This is a genomic window from Amycolatopsis camponoti (genome assembly GCF_902497555.1).
Lineage (GTDB): Bacteria > Actinomycetota > Actinomycetes > Mycobacteriales > Pseudonocardiaceae > Amycolatopsis > Amycolatopsis camponoti.
In genome coordinates this window covers 1915405-1935802 of record NZ_CABVGP010000002.1, presented here as the reverse complement: position 1 = coordinate 1935802, position 20398 = coordinate 1915405, and the positions used below count along the sequence as shown (strand labels likewise).

The window sequence follows — 20398 nt, the reverse complement described above, 5'->3', positions numbered from 1 at the left end:
AATCCAGTAGGCACGCCGTGTGTCGCAAAGGTGTTTTGCCACAACACGTTCGAGCGCGCAAGAGCGAGGAGCCGGGAGCACCGCTCCGGCCGCGTCTGCTATGGCGCTCCGGTCAGGCCGGGACGGGCATGCTCATGAGCACCTCGGTGGGTGCCCCGCTGGGCGATCCGCCGGCCTGCTCGAGGCTCACCGCCAGGTGGTCGGCGCTCCCGACGCCCTCCGCGACGACCAGGCCGCCGTCGGCCGCCGAGGCGATCACGCCGGCCGAGCGCGGCGCGTCCTTGCCGGTGATCAGCCAGGCCTCGTAGACCTTCCCGCCCGCCTGCGCCGGCAGCCCGGCGTCCATCACCATCACGCGGTTCAGCGACTTCGACAACACGACCGTCACGCCGCCGCCGGTGGGCGCCTCGCCGTGCGCGGTCTTCGCGTCCGGGGCCGCGAGCAGCGCGGCGACCGGCGCGTACCGGTCCTTCGCCTGGTCGAGCTGGGTCTGCGCGGACTGCAGCTCCTGCTGCTGGGTCAGCGCGATCCCGCCGAACACCCCGCCCGCGGCGAGCCCCACGACGGCGGCCGCGGCCGCCACGACGACCGCCCAGCGCGGGGCACGCGCCGACCGCCGCTGCCGGTCCGGCGAGCCGGGCCGGGTCCGCGGCGGCAGCTGGCGGGTGGCGTGCATGGCCGTCATGACCCGGTCCTTGAACTCCGGCGGCGGCTCCTCGGCCATCGCCGCGCCCAGCCGGGCCGCGGTCGCGCGCAGCTCGGCGACCTCCTGCGCGCAGGAGTCGCACTGCTCGAGGTGGCGGGAGAACTCCGCCCGCTCGATGTCCGACACCGCGTCGAGCGCGAACGCGCCCGCCAGGGTGTGCATCTCCGGCGTGCTCACGCGGTCACCCCCAAGCAGTCACGCAGGCGGATCAGGCCGTCCCGAAGCCGCGTCTTGATGGTTCCTTGCGGCGTCGACAGCACTTCCGCCACCTCGCGATAGGTGTAGCCCTGGTAGTAGGCGAGCAGCACGGATTCGCGCTGCAGATCGGTCAGGAAGGACAGGCACCGGCGTACCTGGGAGCGTTCGAGCCGCGCGGTGACGGACTCGGCGACCTCGTCGAACGGCCGGCCGCGGGCGGCTTCGAAGGTCGCCTTCTGCTCGCGCTCGGTGCTGGCGCGCGCCGAGCGGACGCGGTCGACCGCGCGGCGGTGTGCCAGCGTCATCGCCCAGTTCAGCGCCGAGCCCTTGTCCGGCGCGTACCGCGTCGCGGTGCGCCAGAGCTCGACGAGCACCTCCTGGGCGACCTCCTCGGACTGGGCCGCGTCGCGCACGATCCGCCGCACCAGCCCGAAGATCGGCCCGGCGAGCTGGTCGTAGAGCAGCTCGAAGGCCCGCTCGTCACCCTTGGCGACGCGCGCCATCAGCTCTTCGGCCGTCGGACCGGCCGGGACTTCGGCGGGCACCGGCGCGATGTGGCGCTGGCGGGCCTGCTCATCCATGCAGCTGTCCTCCGGCGTTCTGCGGGGTGCGCGCGATGACCGGCGCCTTCCGCAGCCACAACGCGACGCCGTGGCGGCGGATCAGCGCGGACACCCGCTGCGGGAGCAGCGGCCGGGCCAGCACGAGCCGGACCAGCCACCGCGGGTCCACCGGGCGGCGGACTCCCCGCAGCGTAGCGACCAGCGGCGTCGAACTCCCGCGGCGCAACGCCACGGTGAGGTCGAGCAACGCTTCCGGGCGGGGCAGGCGCATCCGGTACTCGCCGTCCATCTCCTGGAACGGCGAGACGTAGAACTCCTTGGCCGCGCGGGCGCGCCCGGCCTCGTCGGGGTTCAGCAGGTAGGCGTGCCGGCCGCCATAGGTGTTGTGCACCTCGGCGACGACGCACGCGAGCCGGCCCTCCGGGTCGTGGCACCAGTAGACGCTGATCGGGTTGAACACGTACCCGAGCACGCGGGCGGCGGCCAGCATGACGACCTTGCCGCCGCGCAGGTCGACGTCGCGCTCGGCGAGCCACGCGTCCAGCTTCTCCCGGATCCCCCGCGGGTCGCCCGCGACGAAGTGGTCCCGGCGGTCGAACCGGGCGAACGGCCGCAGCCACCACGGCAGCCGCGGCGGCGCGTCCAGGTCCACCAGCCACAGGTACACGCGGTGCGCGAAGGAGTGCGGCGGGTCGATCCGCCGCACGTGCGCGACCGTGGCGTCGTAGAGCGCGTTCGTCACCAGGCGACTCCGAGGCTTTCGGCGGCGCGGGCCCCCGACGAGCAGCCGTCTTCGTGGAAGCCCCAGCCGTGGTAGGCGCCGGCGTAGGCGAAGACGCCGTCGTTGAGCTCGGGCAGCCGTCGTTGCGCCGCAACGGATTCCGGAGTGTAGACCGGGTGCTCGTAGTGCATCTTGGCGACCAGCGCCTCCTTGCCGGTGCCCGCGCCCGGGTTGAGCGTGACGACGTAGCCGGTCGGCTCGTCGAGGCGCATCAGGCGGTTCATGTCGTAGCTGACCTGGACCGCGCCGGTCGGGGCGCCGCACACCGGGGCGCGGTAGTTCCAGCCCGCGCGGGCGTCGGCCAGCGACGGCAGCACGCTCGTGTCGGTGTGCAGCCAGGCCTCGTTGGCCGAGTAGCGGAAGGCGCCGAGCACCTCGCGCTCGGCGGCGGTCGGGTTGGCCAGCAGGGACAGCGCCTGGTCGGCGTGGGTGGCGATGACGACCCGGTCGACGCGGTGCGGGGTGTCGGCGTCGTCGCGGATCTCCACGCTGCCGCCCGCGGTCCGCAGCACCGACCGGACCGGCGTGGACAGGTGCACCGCGGTGAGCTGCTTGGCCGCGCGCTCGACGTACTCGCGGGACCCGCCGACGACGGTCCGCCAGGCCGGCGAGTTCTTGACCGAGAGCATGCCGTGGTTGCGGAGGAACTCGAACAGGTAGCGCGCCGGGTAGCGCAGCGTGTCGCTGCGGTCGGCCGACCAGACCGTCGAGACCAGCGGCAGCATGAAGTGGTCGGTGAAGTAGCGGGTGTAGCCGCCGATGGCGAGGAACGCGCCGAGCGTGACGTCGCCGGCGTCCTTCGCGTCCAGCAGGCGCTTGGCGTGCCGGTGGAACTTCTTCACCTCGGCCAGCATCCGCAGGTAGCGGGGCCGCGCGAGGTTGCCGCGCTGGGCGAACAGGCCCGGCAGCCCCTTCGCGCCGGCGTACTGCAGGCCGCAGCCGTCGCACCGGATGCTCATCGACATCTCGGTGTCGCGGGTGCGCACGCCGAGCTCCGCGAACAGCCTCAGCAGCGTCGGGTACGTGCGCTCGTTGTGGACGATGAACCCCGAGTCCACCCCGATGGTGCCGCCGTGGGCACTGGGGACGTCGTGGGTGTGCGCGTGCCCGCCGAGCCGGTCGTCGGACTCGAAGAGCAGGACCTCGTGCTTGCGTTGCAGCAGGTATGCCGCCGTCAGCCCGGCCACCCCGCTGCCGATGACGGCGATGCGTTCTCCCGTGATCTCCACACCGGTGATTCGCCGCCGCCCCGGTTGTGGATTGGATGGACCCGGCACCAATCCACCGCGCAGGAGAGAGCGAATCCCGGACATGCCGAACACCACCGCGCACCGCCTCGCCTCATTCGCCGAAAAGCTGCTCGGCGGGCAGCTCCCCGTGGGCTTGCGGACCTGGGACGGAACCCGCGCCGGCCCAGTTGACGCGCCCACGGTGGTGCTGCGCAACCGCCGCGCCCTCCGCCGTCTCCTCTTCGCGCCGGGTGAGCTGGGTCTCGCCCGCGCCTACGTCACTGGTGATCTCGACGTCGAAGGAGATCTGGCGGACGGCTTCCGCCGGATCTGGGACCTCACCCGCTCGGGTGAGCTCAACCGAGTGAAGCTCGGCCCGCGCGACTGGGCCGAAGCCGCCTCCCTCGCCGCTCGCCTCGGCGTCGTCGGGCCGCCGCCGAAGCCGCCGGCCGAAGAGGCCCGGCTGACGGGCAAGCTGCACAGCCTGCTGCGGGACAAGTCGGCCATCGCCCACCACTACGACCTGGGCAACGCGTTCTACCAGCTGCTGCTGGACGAGTCGATGGCCTACTCCAGCGCGTACTTCACCGCCGAGTCGCAGAGCCTCGAGCAGGCACAGCACGACAAGCTGGAGATGATCTGCCGCAAGCTGGGGTTGCGGCCGGGCATGCGGCTGCTCGACATCGGCTGCGGCTGGGGCTCGCTGCTGGTCCACGCGGCCAAGCACCACGGCGTGCACGCGGTCGGCATCACGCTCTCGGCCGAGCAGCTGCAGCACATCCGCGGCCGGCTCGCGCAGCACGACCTCGAAGACCGCGTCGAGGTCCGGCGCCAGGACTACCGCGAGCTGCCGGACGCGCCGTTCGACGCGGTGGCGTCGATCGAGATGGGCGAGCACGTCGGCGAGGTGAACTACCCGACGTACGCGGCGACGCTGCGCAAGATGGTCAGGCCCGGCGGCCGGGTGCTGATCCAGCAGATGTCCCGCGGGAACGTCGCCCCGGGCGGCGGCGCGTTCATCGAGCGCTACATCGCCCCGGACATGACCATGCGGCCGGTCGGCCGGACCGTCGAGCACCTGGAGAACGCCGGGCTCGAGGTTCGGGACGTGCACGCGATGCGTGAGCACTACGTCTGGACGGTGCGGGCCTGGGCCGACACCCTGGAGGAGAACTGGGCCGACGTCGTCGCGCTGATCGGCGAGACCGGCGCGCGGGTCTGGCGGCTGTACCTGGTGGGCGGGGCGCTGGCGTTCGAGGAGAACCGGATGGGTGTGGACCAGATCTTGAGCGTGCGACCGGACGACCACGGCGCGAGCGGCATGCCGGCGACGCGGGAGTGGCTCTGATGGCGCTTGGCGGAACGCTGCTCTTCACCGCCGGCGTCACGCTCGTGGCGGTGGTGCTGACCTTCGGGATCGCGCGGGCGCGCAAGCGCTACGACACGGTCGACACGTTCTGGGGGCTCGGGTTCGCGATCGTCGCGCTCGCCGCGTTCCCCTTCGGCGACGGGCCGCTGACGCTGCGGCTGGTGGTCACGGCGCTGACCGTCGTCTGGGGCGGGCGGCTCTCGCTGCACCTGCACCTGCGCAACCACAAGCTGCCCGAGGACCCGCGGTACGCGCGGATGCGGCAGGAGCCGCTCCGGATCTTCACGCGCGTATACCTGTTCCAGGGGCTGATCCTGTACTTCGTGTCACTGCCGGTGCAGTTCGCGATGTACGGCACCGGGATCGGGGTGCTCGGCTGGCTCGGCATCGCGGTGTGGCTGGTCGGGTTCGGGTTCGAGACGATCGGCGACGACCAGCTGCGCCGCTTCAAGGCCGACCCGGAGAACAAGGGCAAGGTCCTCGACACGGGGTTGTGGCGCTACACGCGGCACCCGAACTACTTCGGCGACGCGTGCGTGTGGTGGGGCCTCTACCTGCTCGCCTGCTCGACGTGGCCGGGCGCGCTGACGATCCTCTCCCCCGTGGCGATGACGTTCACCCTGGCCCGCGGCACGGGGAAACCCATGCTGGAGAAGGGGATGGCGCGCACGCGCCCGGCGTACGCGCACTACGTCGAGCGGACCAGCGGGTTCTTCCCGTTGCCGCCCAAGAAGGTCACTCCCCGGTGAGCCCGTCGGTCAGCTCGCGCAGCACGTCGAGGTGGCCGACGTGCCGGGCGGTCTCCTCGATCATGTGCGCGAGCACCCAGCGGACGTTGAAGGTCTCGTCCTTGTGGGTCACCTCGTCGTCCAGGCCGTGTTCCGCGACGATCTCGCGGCTGCGGGCGGACTGCTTCTCGTAGTCGGCGAGCAGCGTTTCGAGGGTCGTCCCGGACGGGACCCGGAACTCGGCGTCCGGGTCCTGCTCGAGCTTGGCCTCCCAGGTGTCTTCTTCGCCGCCGACGACCACGGCGAACCAGAACCACTCGTTCAGGGTGAGGTGGGCGACCAGGCCGGCGACGGTCGTCAGCTCGCTGGGCAGGTGCGCCCGGCGGGCTTGGGCTTCGGTCAGCCCGCCGGACTTCCACGCGACGGTGGCGCGGTGGTAGTCGAGCAGGCCGGTCAGGATTTCGCGCTCGCCGCCGGTGAGCGGAACCTCCGGGCGCTGCGGTCGTTCGGTCATGGGCCGGACTCTGCCAGAGGGGTCCGACAGTTCCGATACCTTGCGCACGATGTAATCGTGGGCTAGGTTTATCGGCGTGCCGGATGAGTTCCTCTTGGACGAGCAAGCCTGCTTCGCGCTCTACGCGGCGTCGCGTGCGGTGACGGACACCTACCGTCCCCTGCTCGGCGAGCTGGGGCTCACCTACCCGCAGTACCTCGTGCTGCTGGTGCTCTGGGAGTCCGACGTCCGGCCGGTCAAGGAGATCGGCGAGGCGCTGCACCTGGACTACGGCACGCTTTCCCCGCTGCTCAAACGACTCGAGGCCAACGGGCTGGTCACGCGGGCGCGCCTGCCCGAAGACGAACGCACCGTGGTGATCAGCCTGACCGAGGAGGGCCGGGCGGTGCGCACGCGCGCCGCGGGTGTTCCTTCGGCGATCGGCTGCGCGCTGGGCCTCGACGACACCGAGCGGCGGCACCTCATCGCCACCCTGCGGCGGCTGACGGCTTCAGCCGCCGCCTACTCACATGGAGGCCCTGATGCCCAGCCGTGACGCGACCACCCACTGGGTCGGCGGACTGCAGAACGGGAAGGGCGAGGTCACCCTGGACTCGTCCAACGCCGGCACGTTCTCCGTCTCGTTCCCGACCCGCGCGGGCAACCCGGACGGCCAGACGAGCCCCGAGGAGCTCATCGCGGCGGCGCACTCGTCGTGTCTGGCGATGAACCTGTCGGGCGTGCTGGAGGCCCAGAAGCTGACGGCGGACTCGATCGACGTCAGCGCGGAGGTCACGCTCGGCCCGGCCGCCGGCGGCGGCTTCGAGATCAGCGGCATCGCGATCACGCTGCGCGCCTCTTTGCCCGGCGTGAGCGCGGAGCAGTTCGCGGAGTACGCCGAGACGGCCGAGAAGACGTGCCCGGTGTCGAAGGCACTGGCCGGCACGACGATCACCCTGGACGCGGCCCTCGTCTGAGGCTCGTCGCGAACGGCCCCCTCCTTTTCGCCGAGGGGGCCGTTTCGCGTCGGTGCACCAGCCGCGTCAGTGCACCTTGGCTCGATAAGTCGACTTCTTCGCCTGGTTCCCGCAGATCTCCATCGAGCACCACCGCCGCGTCCCGGGCCTCGACGTGTCCAGGAACAGCGCCCCGCACCGCTCTCCCGCGCAGCGGCGCACGCGCGCGAACTGCGGGGACGTCACCAGATCCAGCGCGTCCCGGGCGAGCAGGGCCAGCATCGCCTCCGCGGGATCCGCGGCCTGCCACCGCAATTCGCCCGACGGAGCCAGCGACGGCGCGGGCACCGGCAGCGCGGCGAAGCGGTTCAAGCGACGGCGGACCGGATCGCGCACCGCGGACGTGAGCACCGCGTGGATCGCCTCGCGCGCCTCGCGCGCGTCACCCACCGCGAGGGGGCGGACCGGTGACGAGAACGGGCCGAACTCGTCGATCCACGCTCCCCACGCCGCCTCGTCGGGCAGCTCTTCCAGCTCCGCCGGCGTCCCCCGGTAGCGCAACGTCCGGATGAAGTCGAGGCACAGTCTGCCCGCTCCCGCGCGGAATCGTTCCGTCATAAGGGTCACAGTACTCCGGAACCGGTTTGACTGGTACCGTCGGGAACCGATCAAACCGGTTCCACAAGGGGGCACGCATGACGGACACGAAGCAGCAAGCGCCGCCCGGCTGGCTCGTGTTGCTGCTGGCTGCCTCCTGTGGACTGACCGTCGCCAACCTCTACTACGCCCAGCCGCTGCTCGCCGAGCTGCGGCACACCTTCGGCGTCGGCGAGGCCGCCGCGGGCGGGGTCGTCACCGCCACCCAGATCGGCTACGCCGCGGGCATGCTGCTGCTCGTCCCGCTGGGCGACCGCCTCGAGAACCGCGGGCTCGTCGCGACGCTGCTCGCGGTCGCCTGCGCCGGCCTCGTCGTCACCGGGCTCGCCCCCGGGTTCGCCGTGCTGCTCATCGCCTCCCTGGTCGTCGGGGCCGCGTCGGTGGTCGTGCAGATCCTCATCCCGTTCGCCGCCGACATCTCCCCCGACGCCATCCGCGGCCGGATCGTCGGGCGCGTCGTGAGCGGGCTGCTGTTCGGCATCCTGCTCTCGCGCGTGGTCGCCAGCTTCCTGGCCGAGGTGACGAGCTGGCGCGTGGTGTTCCTGATCTCGGCGGCCGCGATGGCCGCGCTCGCCGTCGTGCTGCGGTTGATCCTGCCGCGCCGCGCACCCAAGACCGACGTCCCCTATGGACAGCTGTTGCGCTCGACCCTCGCGATGTGGAAGAAGCACCCCGCGCTGCGCCACCGCGCGCTGTACCAGTCGGCGATGTTCGGGGCGTTCAGCGCGTTCTGGACGACGATCGCCTTCGTGCTCACCGCCCCGCCGTTCAACTACACGCAGCTCGGCGTCGGCCTGTTCGCACTCGCCGGCGCGGCGGGCGCCGCGGTGGCGCCACTGGCCGGGCGGTGGTCGGACCACGGCCACGGCCGCCGGCTCACCGCGGGCGCCTTCGTGCTCTGCGCGGCGGCCTTCGCGCTCGCCGGGTTCGGCGCGCACAGCGTCGTCCTGCTGGCGATCGCCGCGATCGCGGTCGACATGGCCGTCCAGGCGACGCTGGTCACCGGCCAGCACACGATCTACCAGCTCGACCCGTCCGCCCGCGCCCGGGTCAACAGCATGTACCTGGGCACGTTCTTCATCGGCGGCGCGATCGGCTCCCAGGCGGGCTCGATCGCCTACCACCTCGGCGGCTGGACGGCGGTCGTCGTCTTCGCCGGCGTCCTCCCGCTGCTCGGCCTGGCCGGGATGACCCGCACCCGGGTCTAGCCGAACACCTCCCGGTTCGCCGCGGCCCACTCCGCGTACGTCGTCCCCGGACGGCCCAGCAGCTCTTCGACCACACCGGTCGGCACCTGCGGGTGCCGCAAGGTTTCCTCGAAGCCGTCCAGGATCCAGTCGACCGCCTGCTCCGGGACGCCGTACCCGACCCACTGCGCGCGCTGCTCGTCACGGGTCAGCTCGCGGAACCGGATTTCCTTTCCCAGCACGGACTCCAGCGTCGCGACCTGCCCCCGCGGGCTGATCGCCTCCGGTCCACTGAGGACGTACGTGGCGCCGACGTGGCCTTCGGTGGTGAGCACCCGGGCGGCCACCGCGGCGATGTCCCCGAGGTCGATCGGGGTCTGCGTCGCGTCGCCGTAGGCCACGGCGACCTCGCCCGCGCGGACCATGGGCGCCCAGTCGAGCGTGTTGTTCATGAAGACGCCGGGCCGCAGGAACGTCCACGCGAAGCCGGCTTCCCGGACCGCGGCTTCCACGGTGCCGTACTCGTTGCCACTGGAGCCCTCGTGGTCGTCGCCGACACTGCTGCCCGACAGCGCCACGACCCGCTTGATGCCGGCTTCGGTGGCCAGCTCGCAGAACCGCCGGACGGTCCGCGCCATCGGGGCGAGGTACACGGCGTCGACACCATCGAGGGGCACTGTCGACGGCCGCGCGAGCGAACCGACCACGACTTCGGCGGCCGAAGGCAGGTGCGCGCGCTCGGGATCGACGGTCAGCGCCCGCACCGGCGCCCCCAAGGCCAGCAGTTCGTCCACCACCAGGCGGCCCACGCTGCCGGTCGCCCCCGTCACCAGAATCGTCATGACACCCTCCTCGTTCTCGTATGTCGTACGAGATCGTACGGCATACGAGAACCCTGGCGCACGCAAACGAGAGATCAGGAGGTGATGGTCGGCAGCTCGGGCGCCGCGACGTCGTAGACCTTGCCGTCTTGCGTGAGCAGCGCCGCCAGGACCTTCGCCTTGCGGTCCGTCTGCTCCGCCGTCCCCCAGCGGACGATCTTCCCGCTCGACAGCGTGAACTCCACGCTCGCCGGGGTCCTCGCCGTCGCCGTCGTGACCTGCTTCAGCAGCTGCTCCGGGATCACCCCGAGGACCGCGGTCACCGCACGCGTCACCGGGTCGTCCGCCGACACCTTGGGCAGCTTCAGCTCGGGCAGCCCCGCCGGCCGCGCCGGGACCGTCTTGAACACCACGCCGCCGCCGTCGACGAGGTGGACGCCGTCGCCGCCCGGGCCGCTGTCGAAGAACGCGATCGCCGTCCGCTCGGTCACCGTGATCTCGACCGTGTTCGGCCACGACCGCGACACCTCGACCGTCGCGATGCCCGGCATCCCGGCCACCTTGTCGCGGATCTCGTCGGTGCTCAGCCGCAGCAGCGGCTTGTCCATCGGCACCGCCGCGACCGCGCGGATCTGGTCGGCGGTCACCGTGCGCGAGCCGCTGACCGCGACCTCCTTCGCGCCGAGCATCGAGCTGAAGAACAGCAGGTAGACCGACGCGACGACGGTCAGCACGGTGAGCAGCGCGACCCACCGGCGGCGGATCTCCACCTGCCGGGTGGGCCGGGCGCGCGCACCGGTCTTGGGGCGCGGGCCGGTCTTCGGGCGCGCGGCGCGGGTGCGGCGGCGTTCCTCGTCGGAGCGCCGCCCCCGGCGTTCCCGCGCCAGGGCGGCGCGATCCCGTTCGTCCTCTTCGGACGGACGGCGGCGTTCCCTGGTCGGACTCATCGGCTCAGCGCTTGTCCAGCTCGGCGAGGATCTCCGGGCCCAGCTGCGTCACGTCCCCGGCGCCCATGGTGACGACGAGGTCGCTGCCGCGCACCAGGCCGGCGACCAGCCGAGCGGCGACGTCGAACGCGGGCTCGTAGTGCACCGGCACGGTCACCGCGTCGGCGATCAGCGCGCCCGTCACGCCCGGCTCCGGCTCCTCGCGGGCGCCGTAGACGTCCAGCACGACGACCTCGTCGGCCAAGGACAACGCCGCGGCGAACTCCTTCGAGAACAGCTTCGTCCGCGAGTACAGGTGTGGCTGGAACACGACGACGACCCGGCCGGACCCGGCCGCGGTGCGCACCGCGCGCAGCTGCGCGTCGACCTCGGTCGGGTGGTGGGCGTAGTCGTCGTAGACGCGGATGTCGCCGGACCGGCCCTTGAACTCGAACCGCCGCCGGACGCCGCCGAAGGCCGCCAGGCCCTCCGCCAAACCGTCGGCGGGCGCGCCCAGCTCCAGCCCGGCCAGCAGCGCCGCGACCGCGTTGAGCGCCATGTGCTCACCCGGCACGGCGACCCGCACCGACAGCTCCGAACCGTCCAGCGCGAGCCGGACGACACCGCCGTCCGGGGCCGGCGCGTAGTCGAGGATGCGCGCGTCGCCCTCGTCGGTGACCGTGCGGCCGTAGCGGCGCACGCGCACGCCCAGCTCCGCGGCCTGCTTGCCCAGCTCGTCCGCCGCGGGGTCGTCCCCGCAGACGATCAGCAGCCCGCCCGGCACGATCCGGCCCACGAACTCGGTGAACACCTTCGTGTAGGCCTCGGCGGTGCCGTGGTGGTCCAGGTGGTCCGGCTCGACGTTCGTCACGACCGCGACCGACGGCGAGTAGGTCAGGAACGAGCCGTCGCTCTCGTCGGCCTCGGCGACGAAGATGCCGCCCTCGCCGTGGTGGGCGTTGGCCCCGGACTCGTTGAGGTCGCCGCCGATGGCGAACGACGGGTCGAGCCGGCAGCGCTGCAGCGCCACGGTGAGCATCGACGTCGTCGACGTCTTGCCGTGCGTGCCCGCGATGCAGGCGACGCGGTGGCCTTCCATCAGCCCGGCCAGCGCCTGGGCCCGGTGCAGCACCGGGATCCCCGCGGCCCGCGCCGCGGCCAGCTCGGGGTTGGTCTCCTTGATGGCCGTCGAGACGACCACCGACGAAGGCGGCTCGGAAAGGGCGGTCAGGTTCTCGGCGGCCTGGCCGACGAACAGCTCGGCGCCCTGGGCCCGCAGCGACAGCAGCGCGCGCGACTCCTTGGCGTCCGAGCCCGACACGAAAGCGCCCCTGGCCAGCAGGATCCGCGCGATGCCGGACATGCCGGCGCCGCCGATCCCGATCAGGTGCGCCCGGCGCAGCTCTTCAGGCAAGTCAGGCACCGGCGGCCTCCAAGACGATGCGGGCGAGGGTCTCGTCGGCCTCGCGGTGGCCCATGCCCGCCGCCGCCGCGCTCATCTTCGCGACGCGGTCGGCGTCGACGACCAGCGGGACGACCAGCTCGGCGACCTTGGCCGGGGTCAGGTCGGCGTCTTCGACCATCAGCGCGGCACCGGCGTCGACGGCGGGCCGGCCGTTGGACGCCTGCTCGCCGTTGCCGATCGGCAGCGGGACGAACACCGCGGGCAGCCCGACCGAGGTCACCTCGGCGACCGTCATCGCGCCCGAGCGGCAGATCGCGACGTCCGCGGCCGCGTAGGCCAGGTCCATCCGCTCCAGGTACGGCACCGGCACGTACGCCGGCTTGCCCGGGAACTCCTGGACGACCAGCGTGTTCTTCGGCCCGTGCGCGTGCAGCACGCCGATCCCGGCGTCGGCCAGGTCTTTGGCCGCGCCGGACACCGCGGCGTTGATCGACTGCGCGCCCTGCGAACCGCCGAACACCAGCAGCGTCGGCGCGTCCGGGTCCAGCCCGAAGTGCTCGCGGGCCTCGGCGCGCAGCGCGGCGCGGTCCAGCGAGGTGATCGACCGACGCAGCGGGATCCCGACGACCTCGGCCTTCGGCAGCGGGGTCCCCGGGACGGCGACGGCGACGCGCTTGGCGAACCGCGCGCCGACCTTGTTCGCCAGGCCCGCCGACTTGTTGGCCTCGTGCACGACGATCGGGACGCGTCCGCGCGCGGCGAGGTAGGCCGGGAGGGCGACGTAGCCGCCGAAGCCGACGACGACGTCCGCGCCGACCCGGTCCAGCACCTCACGGGTCTTGCGGACGGAGTCGCGCACCTTCAGCGGCAGCCGCAGCAGCTCCGGCGTCGGCTTGCGGGGCAGCGGCACCGGCGGGATCAGCTCCAGGGGGTAACCGCGGGCGGGGACGAGCTTGTTCTCCAGGCCGCGCTCGGTACCCAGCGCCACGACCGTCGCGTCGGGGCGCAGCCGCATGACGGCGTCGGCCAGGGCGAGGGCGGGTTCGATGTGTCCTGCGGTGCCACCACCGGCGACCACGACCACGGGCCCCTTGCCCGCGGCAGACCGCTCGGTTCCCTTGACGGGCTTGCTCACCAATGACCTCTCCGGTTCGCGGTACTCCGGGTACCACGGCTCGCTGTTGTCCGCGCGGCCCCGCCGCGAGACGTGGCCGTGCTCGTCCGTGCCGCGCTGCGGCGCACCGGCTCGCGGACCGACCTGCGTCGTTCCTGCGCCGGGGCGGGCCGCGCCGCACGGGGCGCGGGCCTGGCCGCCTTCGCCCCGGTGCGCGCCGCACCCTTGCGGGTGGCGGGCGGGCGGTACGGATCGGGCGCGGGCAGCCGCAGCAGGCGTCCGAATTTACCCGGCCCCTGTGTGCGCAGTGCGGCCACCGCCTCCGGTTCGTGCCGGGCGGCGTTCGCGAGCACGCCCATGATGAGCATGGTGATCACCAGCGAGGTGCCGCCGTAGGAGATCAGCGGCAGCGTGACGCCGGTGACGGGCAGCAGGCCGACGACGTAGCCGATGTTGATGCCGGCCTGCGCGACCAGGAACACGGTCAGCGTGCCGGAGACGATCCGGATCCACGGGTCGATGTTGCGGGTGGCGATCCGCAGGCCCACGACGGCGACCGCGGCGAACAGGGCGAGCACGACGACGCACCCGATCAGCCCGAGCTCCTCGCCGATCAGGGCGAAGATGAAGTCGTTCTGCACGTTCGGCAGGTAGTTCCAGCTGGCCGCGCCCTGGCCGAGGCCCTTGCCGAACAGCCCGCCGTCGGCGAGCGCCAGCTTGGCCTGGTTGGCCTGGAAGCCTTCGGCGGTGGTGTCGGCGTCCGGTGAGAGGAACGACATGACGCGGGCGAGCCGGTAGGGCGCGATGAGGGCGAGCACGAGCACGCCGGCCAGGCCGCCCGCGAGGATCACGCCGAACAGCCGTTTCGGAGCGCCGGCGAACCACAGCAGGGCCAGCAGCACCACGGCCAGGGTGACCGTGCCGCCGAGGTCCGGTTGCAGCATGACCAGGGCGAACATCAGCAGCGCGATCGGCACCACGGGCACCAGCAGGTGCCGCCACTGGTGGATCACGTTGTACTTGATCACCAGGATGTGCGCGCCCCAGAACGCCAGCGCGACCTTCGCGGCCTCGACGGGCTGGAAGGTGAACTCGCCGATCCGGAACCAGCCCTGCGAGCCGTTCACCGTCGAGCCCAGCGGCGTCAGGACCAGCACCAGCAGGCCCAGGCAGATCACCGTCGCGGTGGCCGACATCCGCCGGATCCGCTCCAGCTTGACCCGCATGCCCAGCCAGAACACCACGCCGCCGAGCGCGACGAACACCAGGTGCTTGGTGAACAGGGCGTACACGCCGCTGCCGGTCTTCGGGTTGTACGAGCCGACCGACGACGCCGAGAGCACCATGACGATGCCGATGACGGTGAGCACCCCGGTCAGCGCGAGCACGAGGTGGAACGACGCCAGCGGACGCGAGAGCCACGCGGTCAGCGCGGTGCGGAACGCGACGAAGCCGCTCTCCTTGCGCTCGCGGCGCGGGCGCTTCGGCGGGACCTTCGGCTTGGGCTCAGCTACCGTCACTCGGCTCCCCCGCCGCGTCGTCGCGGAGGACGTGCACCGCCGCGGCGAACGCGTCGCCGCGCTCACCGTAGTTGCGGAACATGTCCAACGACGCCGCGGCGGGTGCGAGCAGCACCACGTCACCAGGCCGGGCCATCGCGCTGGCCGCACTCACCGCCGCAGTCATGGGTTCATGGTCACCCGGACGGAGGCTGTTCACCGGGACATCGGGCGCGTGTCGCGCAACAGCGGCGGCGATCACGGGTGAATCGACGCCGAGTAGCACGACTCCGCGGAGACGGCCCGCGATACTGCTCACCAGTTCTTCGACGGAGGCGCCCTTGAGCTGACCCCCGGCGATCCAGACGATGCTCCGGTGCGCGCGCAGCGACCCGGCGGCGGCGTGCGGGTTGGTCGCCTTCGAGTCGTTGACGTACCGGACCCCGGCGACCTCGGCCACCTCGACGGCCCGGTGCGGCGCCGGCTGGTACTCGCGCAGGCCCTTCAGCACGGCCTCCGGCGGGACGCCGTGGGCCCGGGCCAGCGCGGCCGCGGCGAGGGCGTTGGAGACGTTGTGCGGGCCGGCCGGGCGGACGTCCGACAGCGTGGCGAGCTCCTCGGCGCTGTTCGCCGGGTCGGCGACGAAAGCGCGGTCGACCAGCAGGTCTTCGACCAGGCCCAGCTCGTCGGCGGCCGGGGTGTCCAGCCGGAAGCCGACGCGGCGGGCGCTCTCGGGCGCGTGCTCGCCGGCGATCCGCGTCGACCACTCGTCGTCGGCGTTGTGCACGGCGACCTTGGCGCGGGTGTACACGCGGCCCTTGGCGGCGGCGTAGGAGTCCATCGAGCCGTGCCAGTCGATGTGGTCCTCGGCCAGGTTGAGCACCACGGCCGCGTCCGGGGCGAGGGTCGAGGACCAGTGCAGCTGGAAGCTCGACAGCTCCACGGCCAGCACGTTGTAGCCCGCGCGCACCGCGTCGAGGGCCGCGTAGCCGATGTTCCCGCAGGCCACGGCGTTGGAGCCGGCCGACTTGAGGATCGACTCCAGCATGCCGACGGTGGTCGTCTTGCCGTTGGTGCCGGTGACCACCAGCCACGACGGCGGGTGCTCGCGCAGCTGCCCGACCCGCCAGGCCAGCTCGACGTCGCCGATCACCTCGACACCCGCCTCGGCGGCGGCCACCAGCAGCGGCGACGTCGGCCGCCAGCCGGGGCTGGTGACGACCAGGACGACGTCGGACGGCGGCTCGGTCAGCCCGGGCACCAGCTCGGCACCCAGGCCGTCCAGCTCGGCCAGGCGCTCGGCGTTGCCGTCGGTGACCGTGACGCGAGCGCCGAGGTCGACCAAGACGGGCACGATCGACTTGCCGGTGACCCCCGCACCGGCGACCAGGACGTGACGACCGGCGATGTCCATGTCAGCCGCCGAAGCCCAGCTGCTCGCTGTAGAACAGGCCGAGCCCGAACATGCAGCAGATCGCGGACAGCAGCCAGAACCGGATGATCACCGTGGTTTCCGCCCACCCGGCGAGCTCGAAGTGGTGGTGGAACGGCGCCATCCGGAACAGCCTTCGCCGGGTCGTCCGGAACACCGCGATCTGCGCGACCACCGAGATCATCTCGACCATGAACAGGCCGCCGATGACGATGGCGAGCAGCTCGGTGCGGGTCGTCATCGACAGCCCGGCGACCAGGCCGCCGAGAGCCAGCGAGCCGGTGTCGCCCATGAAGATCTTCGCCGGGGCCGCGTTCCACCAGAGGAACCCGACGCAGGCGCCGGCGGCCGCGGCGGCGACCACCGCCAGGTCGAGCGGGTCGCGGACGTCGTAGCAGGCGGGCGCCGGGCCGTTGGCGCAGTTCAGCCGCTCCTGCCAGAACGCGATCACGACGTAGGTCGCCAGCACCATCGCCGCCGAGCCGCCGGCCAGGCCGTCGAGACCGTCGGTGAAGTTCACCGCGTTCGACCAGCCGGAGATCACGATGTAGCAGAAGATCACGAAGATCACCGAGGGGAAGGTGATCAGCGCGAGGTCGCGGACGTAGGAAAGGCTTTCCGACGCCGGTGTGATGCCGCGCGAGTCCGCGAAGTTCAGCGCCAGGACCGCGAAGGCGATGGTGACCACCAGCTGGCCGACCAGCTTCGCGGTCTTGTTCAGCCCGAGGTTGCGCTGCTTGCGGATCTTGATGAAGTCGTCGAGGAACCCGACGATCCCCAGGCCCACCGCGAGCATCAGCACGAGCAGCCCGGAGGCCGTCGGCGCGCCGCTGCGGGAGTTGAACATCCAGTTGATCAAGTGCGCGGCGAAGTACCCGACGACCATCGCGATGATGATCGCGACGCCACCCATCGTCGGCGTACCGCGCTTGGACTTGTGTCCCTGCGGGCCTTCCTCACGGATCTCCTGGCCGAAGCCCTGCCGGGAGAACACCCGGATCAGGTAGGGCGTGAGCAGGATGGAGATCAGCAGGCCCGCCCCGGCCGCGATCAGGATGCTGATCACGCGTCACCACCGTTCGAGCGATTCTCGGAGTTGTCGGTTTCCCGCGGTTCGAGCAGGGCTTCGGCGACCCGCCAGAGGCCGGCGGCCTTGGAGGCTTTCACCAGCACTGCGTCCCCCGGGCGGAGCTGATCATGCAGCAGGGCGATCGCGGCCTCGACGTCGGGTACCAGAGTCGATTCCTCGCCCCAGGAGCCTTCCTGGTGCGCGCCCTGGTGCATCGCCGCCGCCTCGGGGCCGATCACGACGAGCTTGGCGATGTTGAGCCGGACGACCAGGCGGCCGATCTCGTCGTGCGCGGTGACCGCGTCCGCGCCGAGCTCGCCCATCACGCCGAGCACGGCCCAGGACCGGCGGCCGCTCTCCCGCGTCATCGCCGCGAGGGCCTTCAGGCCGGCCCGCATCGACTCGGGGTTGGCGTTGAAGGAGTCGTTGAGGATCGTGACGCCGTCGGGCCGGGTGACGACCTCCATGCGCCGCGCCGAGCGCCGTTCGAGGTTCGACAACCCGGTGGCGATCTCGGCCGGGGTCGAGCCCAGCTCGAGGGCGACGGCCGCGGCGGACAGCGCGTTGCCGACGTGGTGCTCGCCGTGCAGCGGCAGCGTGACGTCGGCTTCGCCGGCCGGCGTGACCAGCCGGAAGGACGCTCGGGCCTCGTCGTCGAGGGTGATGTTCTCCGCGCGGACCTGCGCCGAGGCGCTTTCGCCGACGAACACGACGCGGGCCTTGGTGCGGCTCGCCATGGCGGCGACCAGCGGGTCGTCGAGGTTGAGGATCGCGACGCCGTCCTCGGGCAGGGCCTCGACCAGCTCGCCCTTGGTCTTCGCGATGCCTTCGCGCGAGCCGAACTCGCCGACGTGCGCGGTGCCGACGTTGAGCACCACGCCGATCTTCGGCGGCGCGATCTCGGCGAGGTGGGCGATGTGCCCCGGCCCGCGCGCGGACAGCTCCAGCACCAGGTGCCGGGTCCGCGCGTCGGCCCGCAGGGCGGTCCAGGGGTGGCCCAGCTCGTTGTTGAACGACCCGGGCGGCGCGACCGTCGGGCCGAGCGGCTCGAGCAGCTGCGCGATGACGTCCTTCGTGGACGTCTTGCCGGACGAGCCGGTGACGCCGACGACGGTCAGGGTGCCCTCGGAGAGGCGCTGCACGACGAACCGGGCGAGCTTGGCCAGGGCGGCGAGCACCGCGGCGCCGGAGCCGTCCGTGTCGCCGGTCAGCGCGACCGACCGCTCGTGGGCCTCGCCCGGGGCCAGGGGCGGGACGACGATCGCGGGCGCGTCCACTTCGCGGGCGGCCAGCACGGCCACGGCACCGGCCTCGACGGCCTGCGCGGCGAAGTCGTGGCCGTCGACCTTCTCCCCCGGCAGGGCGACGAACAGGCCGCCGGGTGTGAGCTTCCGGGTGTCGAACTCCACGCTGCCGGTCACCTGCGTGCCCGGGTCGGCGCGGTGCAGCCGGCCGCCGACGACGTCGGCGATCTCGGCCAGGCTGAGCACGATCACACACTCACCTCGAGTTTGTTGCGGATGGCCGCGGCCAGCTCGTCGCGGTCGGAGAACGGGTGCACGACGCCGCCGGCCTCCTGGCCGGACTCGTGCCCCTTGCCGGCGAGGAAGACGATGTCGCCCGGCCCGGCGAGCGCGACGGCGTGCTCGATGGCTTCGCGGCGGTCGCCGATTTCGACGATCTCGCCACCTTCGGCGGGCCCGACAGCGCGGGCGCCGGCGAGCATCGCGGCACGGATCGCCGCCGGGTCTTCGGAGCGCGGGTTGTCGTCGGTGACGATCAGGACCTCGCTGCGGCGGGCCGCCGCCTCGCCCATCATCGGGCGCTTGGCGGTGTCGCGGTCGCCGCCGCAGCCGAGCACGGTGATGATCCGGCCTTCGGTGCGAGCCCGGAGCGCGTCCAGGCCCTGGGCGACCGCGGCCGGCTTGTGGGCGTAGTCGACGACGGCGGTGAACTCCTGGCCGACGTAGACGCGTTCCATCCGGCCCGGCACCTGCACCTGGGCGAGCCCGGCGACGATGTGCTCGAGGCCCACCCCGGCCGTGCTGAGGATCGCGGCGGCGAGCACGGCGTTGGCGACGTTGAACTCGCCGGGCAGCGGAATCCGCGCGGGCGCGCTGAGGCCGTCCGGGCCGTGCAGGGTGAACGTCTGCTCGCCGTGCGGGGTGGCCTGCAGGTCGGTGGCCTTCCACGCCGCGTCGGTGCCGGGGTCGGTGGTCACCGTGACCGTCTGCGGCGTGAGCAGGGCCTGGCCCCAGGCGCTGTCGACCACGACGACCTCGGTGGTCGAGCGGCCGTCGAACAGCAGCGACTTCGCGGCGAAGTACTCCTGCATGTCCTTGTGGAAGTCCAGGTGGTCCTGGGAGAGGTTGGTGAAGGCGCCGACCGCGAACCGGGTGCCGTTGGCGCGGCCCAGCGCGAGCGCGTGGCTGGAGACCTCCATCGGCACGTGCGTGACGCCGCGCTCCAGCATCACCGCGAGCAGCGCCTGCAGGTCCGGCGCCTCCGGCGTGGTGAACCCGCTGACCAGCCGCTCACCGGCGATCCGGGTCTCCACGGTGCCGATCAGGCCGGTGGTCAGACCGGCCGCCTGCAGGCCGGCGTCGACCAGGTAGGACGTCGTGGTCTTGCCCGAGGTCCCGGTGACGCCGAGGACGGCCAGCCGCAGCGACGGCTCCCCGTAGATCCAGGCGGCGATCTCGCCGAGGGCGGCGCGCGGGTCGGCGTGCACGAGGATCGGGACGCCGGCGTCGCGCAGCGCGGGGCGCTCGGCCCCGTCGGCGTCGGTGAGGACCGCGACGGCGCCCGCGGCGATCGCCTGGTCGCTGAAGTCGGCCCCGTGGGCCCGCGCGCCGGGCAGGGCGGCGAAGAGGTCGCCGGGCAGCACGTGCTGCGCGCGCAGGGTGGTGCCGGTGACGGTGAGCTCGGCGGCGTCGGGACGGTCGGCGATCAGCCGCGCGTCCGCCCTGGCGAGGAGGGTCGCCAGCGGGACCGGGTCGATGCGCGCCGGGCGCGGCGGCGCGGGGACCGCTTTCACCGGGCTTTCCGGCACCTGGGAACTGGACGATGACACGGACACGGCCAAGAGGCTACCGGCGGGCGTTCGGGGGGCCCGCACGCGGTACGGCGATTGCGCGCGGCTGAGGCAGATGTGCTAGACGGCGGCCCGCACCCCGTTGCGCCGCAACACTTTCCCCGGCGCTTGGGACCGATGTGGACGTTGGACGCGGAAAAGCCCCCTCACGCAGGTGAGGGGGCCTTCACG

At 72.4% G+C, this 20398-nt stretch carries 20 protein-coding genes; 5 read left to right on the top strand and 15 right to left on the bottom strand.

The window, feature by feature from the left end; translation table 11 throughout:
* Positions 1-112: 112 nt before the first annotated feature.
* The 4 genes from AA23TX_RS29440 to AA23TX_RS29425 are packed head-to-tail and all read right to left on the bottom strand — an operon-like array spanning position 113 to position 3477.
* Positions 113-883, bottom strand: a complete 771-nt coding sequence (locus tag AA23TX_RS29440; protein WP_230862760.1) for an anti-sigma factor — start codon at positions 881-883, stop codon at positions 113-115.
* On the bottom strand, positions 880-1485 hold the full coding sequence (gene sigK, locus AA23TX_RS29435) for an ECF RNA polymerase sigma factor SigK (RefSeq protein WP_155546029.1): 606 nt from the start codon (positions 1483-1485) through the stop codon (positions 880-882). Before sigK ends, AA23TX_RS29440 begins: the two co-directional genes overlap by 4 nt.
* A complete protein-coding gene (locus AA23TX_RS29430; RefSeq protein WP_155547393.1) occupies positions 1478-2212 on the bottom strand; it encodes a DUF1365 domain-containing protein in 735 nt (244 codons plus the stop codon). Before AA23TX_RS29430 ends, sigK begins: the two co-directional genes overlap by 8 nt.
* Positions 2206-3477: an NAD(P)/FAD-dependent oxidoreductase gene (locus AA23TX_RS29425; RefSeq protein WP_155546028.1), complete on the bottom strand. Its 1272-nt coding sequence runs from the start codon at positions 3475-3477 to the stop codon at positions 2206-2208. Before AA23TX_RS29425 ends, AA23TX_RS29430 begins: the two co-directional genes overlap by 7 nt.
* A gap of 82 nt (positions 3478-3559) precedes the next feature.
* Between AA23TX_RS29425 and AA23TX_RS29420 the strand changes: the two genes are divergently transcribed.
* Entirely contained in the window at positions 3560-4825 is a 1266-nt protein-coding gene (locus tag AA23TX_RS29420) for an SAM-dependent methyltransferase (protein ID WP_155546027.1), read from the top strand.
* Entirely contained in the window at positions 4825-5595 is a 771-nt protein-coding gene (locus AA23TX_RS29415; protein ID WP_155546026.1) for a DUF1295 domain-containing protein, read from the top strand. Before AA23TX_RS29420 ends, AA23TX_RS29415 begins: the two co-directional genes overlap by 1 nt.
* Here the strand turns inward: AA23TX_RS29415 and AA23TX_RS29410 are convergent.
* Positions 5582-6088, bottom strand: a complete 507-nt coding sequence (locus AA23TX_RS29410) for a DinB family protein (protein ID WP_155546025.1) — start codon at positions 6086-6088, stop codon at positions 5582-5584. The genes AA23TX_RS29415 and AA23TX_RS29410 overlap by 14 nt on opposite strands.
* Positions 6089-6164: 76 nt before the next feature.
* On the opposite strand from AA23TX_RS29410, the gene AA23TX_RS29405 reads away from it, so the two are divergent.
* Positions 6165-6623 (top strand): MarR family winged helix-turn-helix transcriptional regulator, encoded by a 459-nt coding sequence (locus AA23TX_RS29405; protein ID WP_155546024.1) that lies wholly within the window; start codon positions 6165-6167, stop codon positions 6621-6623.
* Positions 6610-7044, top strand: a complete 435-nt coding sequence (locus AA23TX_RS29400) for an OsmC family peroxiredoxin (protein WP_155546023.1) — start codon at positions 6610-6612, stop codon at positions 7042-7044. Before AA23TX_RS29405 ends, AA23TX_RS29400 begins: the two co-directional genes overlap by 14 nt.
* A gap of 66 nt (positions 7045-7110) precedes the next feature.
* Here the strand turns inward: AA23TX_RS29400 and AA23TX_RS29395 are convergent, their stop codons facing one another.
* Positions 7111-7641, bottom strand: coding sequence for a CGNR zinc finger domain-containing protein (locus AA23TX_RS29395; protein ID WP_155546022.1), 531 nt, complete (start codon positions 7639-7641; stop codon positions 7111-7113).
* A 77-nt stretch (positions 7642-7718) separates the two neighbouring features.
* Here AA23TX_RS29395 and AA23TX_RS29390 point away from each other — a divergent pair, with 77 nt between their 5' ends.
* Positions 7719-8888 carry an MFS transporter gene (locus AA23TX_RS29390; protein WP_155546021.1) on the top strand — a complete coding sequence of 390 codons (1170 nt, stop codon included), beginning with the start codon at positions 7719-7721 and terminating at the stop codon, positions 8886-8888.
* Here AA23TX_RS29390 and AA23TX_RS29385 read toward each other — a convergent pair.
* The 9 genes from AA23TX_RS29385 to AA23TX_RS29345 form a co-directional block, all read right to left on the bottom strand.
* On the bottom strand, positions 8885-9709 hold the full coding sequence (locus AA23TX_RS29385; protein WP_155546020.1) for an NAD(P)H-binding protein: 825 nt from the start codon (positions 9707-9709) through the stop codon (positions 8885-8887). The two genes, AA23TX_RS29390 and AA23TX_RS29385, sit on opposite strands and share 4 nt — an antisense overlap.
* A 74-nt stretch (positions 9710-9783) precedes the next feature.
* On the bottom strand, positions 9784-10635 hold the full coding sequence (locus AA23TX_RS29380) for a cell division protein FtsQ/DivIB (RefSeq protein WP_155546019.1): 852 nt from the start codon (positions 10633-10635) through the stop codon (positions 9784-9786).
* A gap of 4 nt (positions 10636-10639) precedes the next feature.
* Positions 10640-12037 (bottom strand): UDP-N-acetylmuramate--L-alanine ligase, encoded by a 1398-nt coding sequence (gene murC / locus AA23TX_RS29375; RefSeq protein WP_155546018.1) that lies wholly within the window; start codon positions 12035-12037, stop codon positions 10640-10642.
* On the bottom strand, positions 12030-13154 hold the full coding sequence (murG, locus tag AA23TX_RS29370; RefSeq protein ID WP_155546017.1) for an undecaprenyldiphospho-muramoylpentapeptide beta-N-acetylglucosaminyltransferase: 1125 nt from the start codon (positions 13152-13154) through the stop codon (positions 12030-12032). Before murG ends, murC begins: the two co-directional genes overlap by 8 nt.
* Complete coding sequence (ftsW, locus tag AA23TX_RS29365; protein WP_155546016.1) at positions 13151-14653, bottom strand: putative lipid II flippase FtsW; 1503 nt, start codon at positions 14651-14653, stop codon at positions 13151-13153. Before ftsW ends, murG begins: the two co-directional genes overlap by 4 nt.
* The gene (gene murD / locus AA23TX_RS29360) at positions 14640-16046 is read right to left on the bottom strand and encodes a UDP-N-acetylmuramoyl-L-alanine--D-glutamate ligase (protein ID WP_155546015.1); all 1407 of its coding nucleotides are present in this window, start codon (positions 16044-16046) and stop codon (positions 14640-14642) included. Before murD ends, ftsW begins: the two co-directional genes overlap by 14 nt.
* Position 16047: 1 nt before the next feature.
* Entirely contained in the window at positions 16048-17130 is a 1083-nt protein-coding gene (gene mraY, locus AA23TX_RS29355) for a phospho-N-acetylmuramoyl-pentapeptide-transferase (RefSeq protein WP_155546014.1), read from the bottom strand.
* A complete protein-coding gene (locus AA23TX_RS29350; protein ID WP_155546013.1) occupies positions 17127-18629 on the bottom strand; it encodes a UDP-N-acetylmuramoyl-tripeptide--D-alanyl-D-alanine ligase in 1503 nt (500 codons plus the stop codon). Before AA23TX_RS29350 ends, mraY begins: the two co-directional genes overlap by 4 nt.
* Positions 18626-20170, bottom strand: coding sequence for a UDP-N-acetylmuramoyl-L-alanyl-D-glutamate--2,6-diaminopimelate ligase (locus AA23TX_RS29345; RefSeq protein ID WP_155547392.1), 1545 nt, complete (start codon positions 20168-20170; stop codon positions 18626-18628). The genes AA23TX_RS29350 and AA23TX_RS29345 overlap by 4 nt, the downstream gene beginning before the upstream one ends.
* Between the last annotated feature and the right edge of the window lie 228 nt (positions 20171-20398).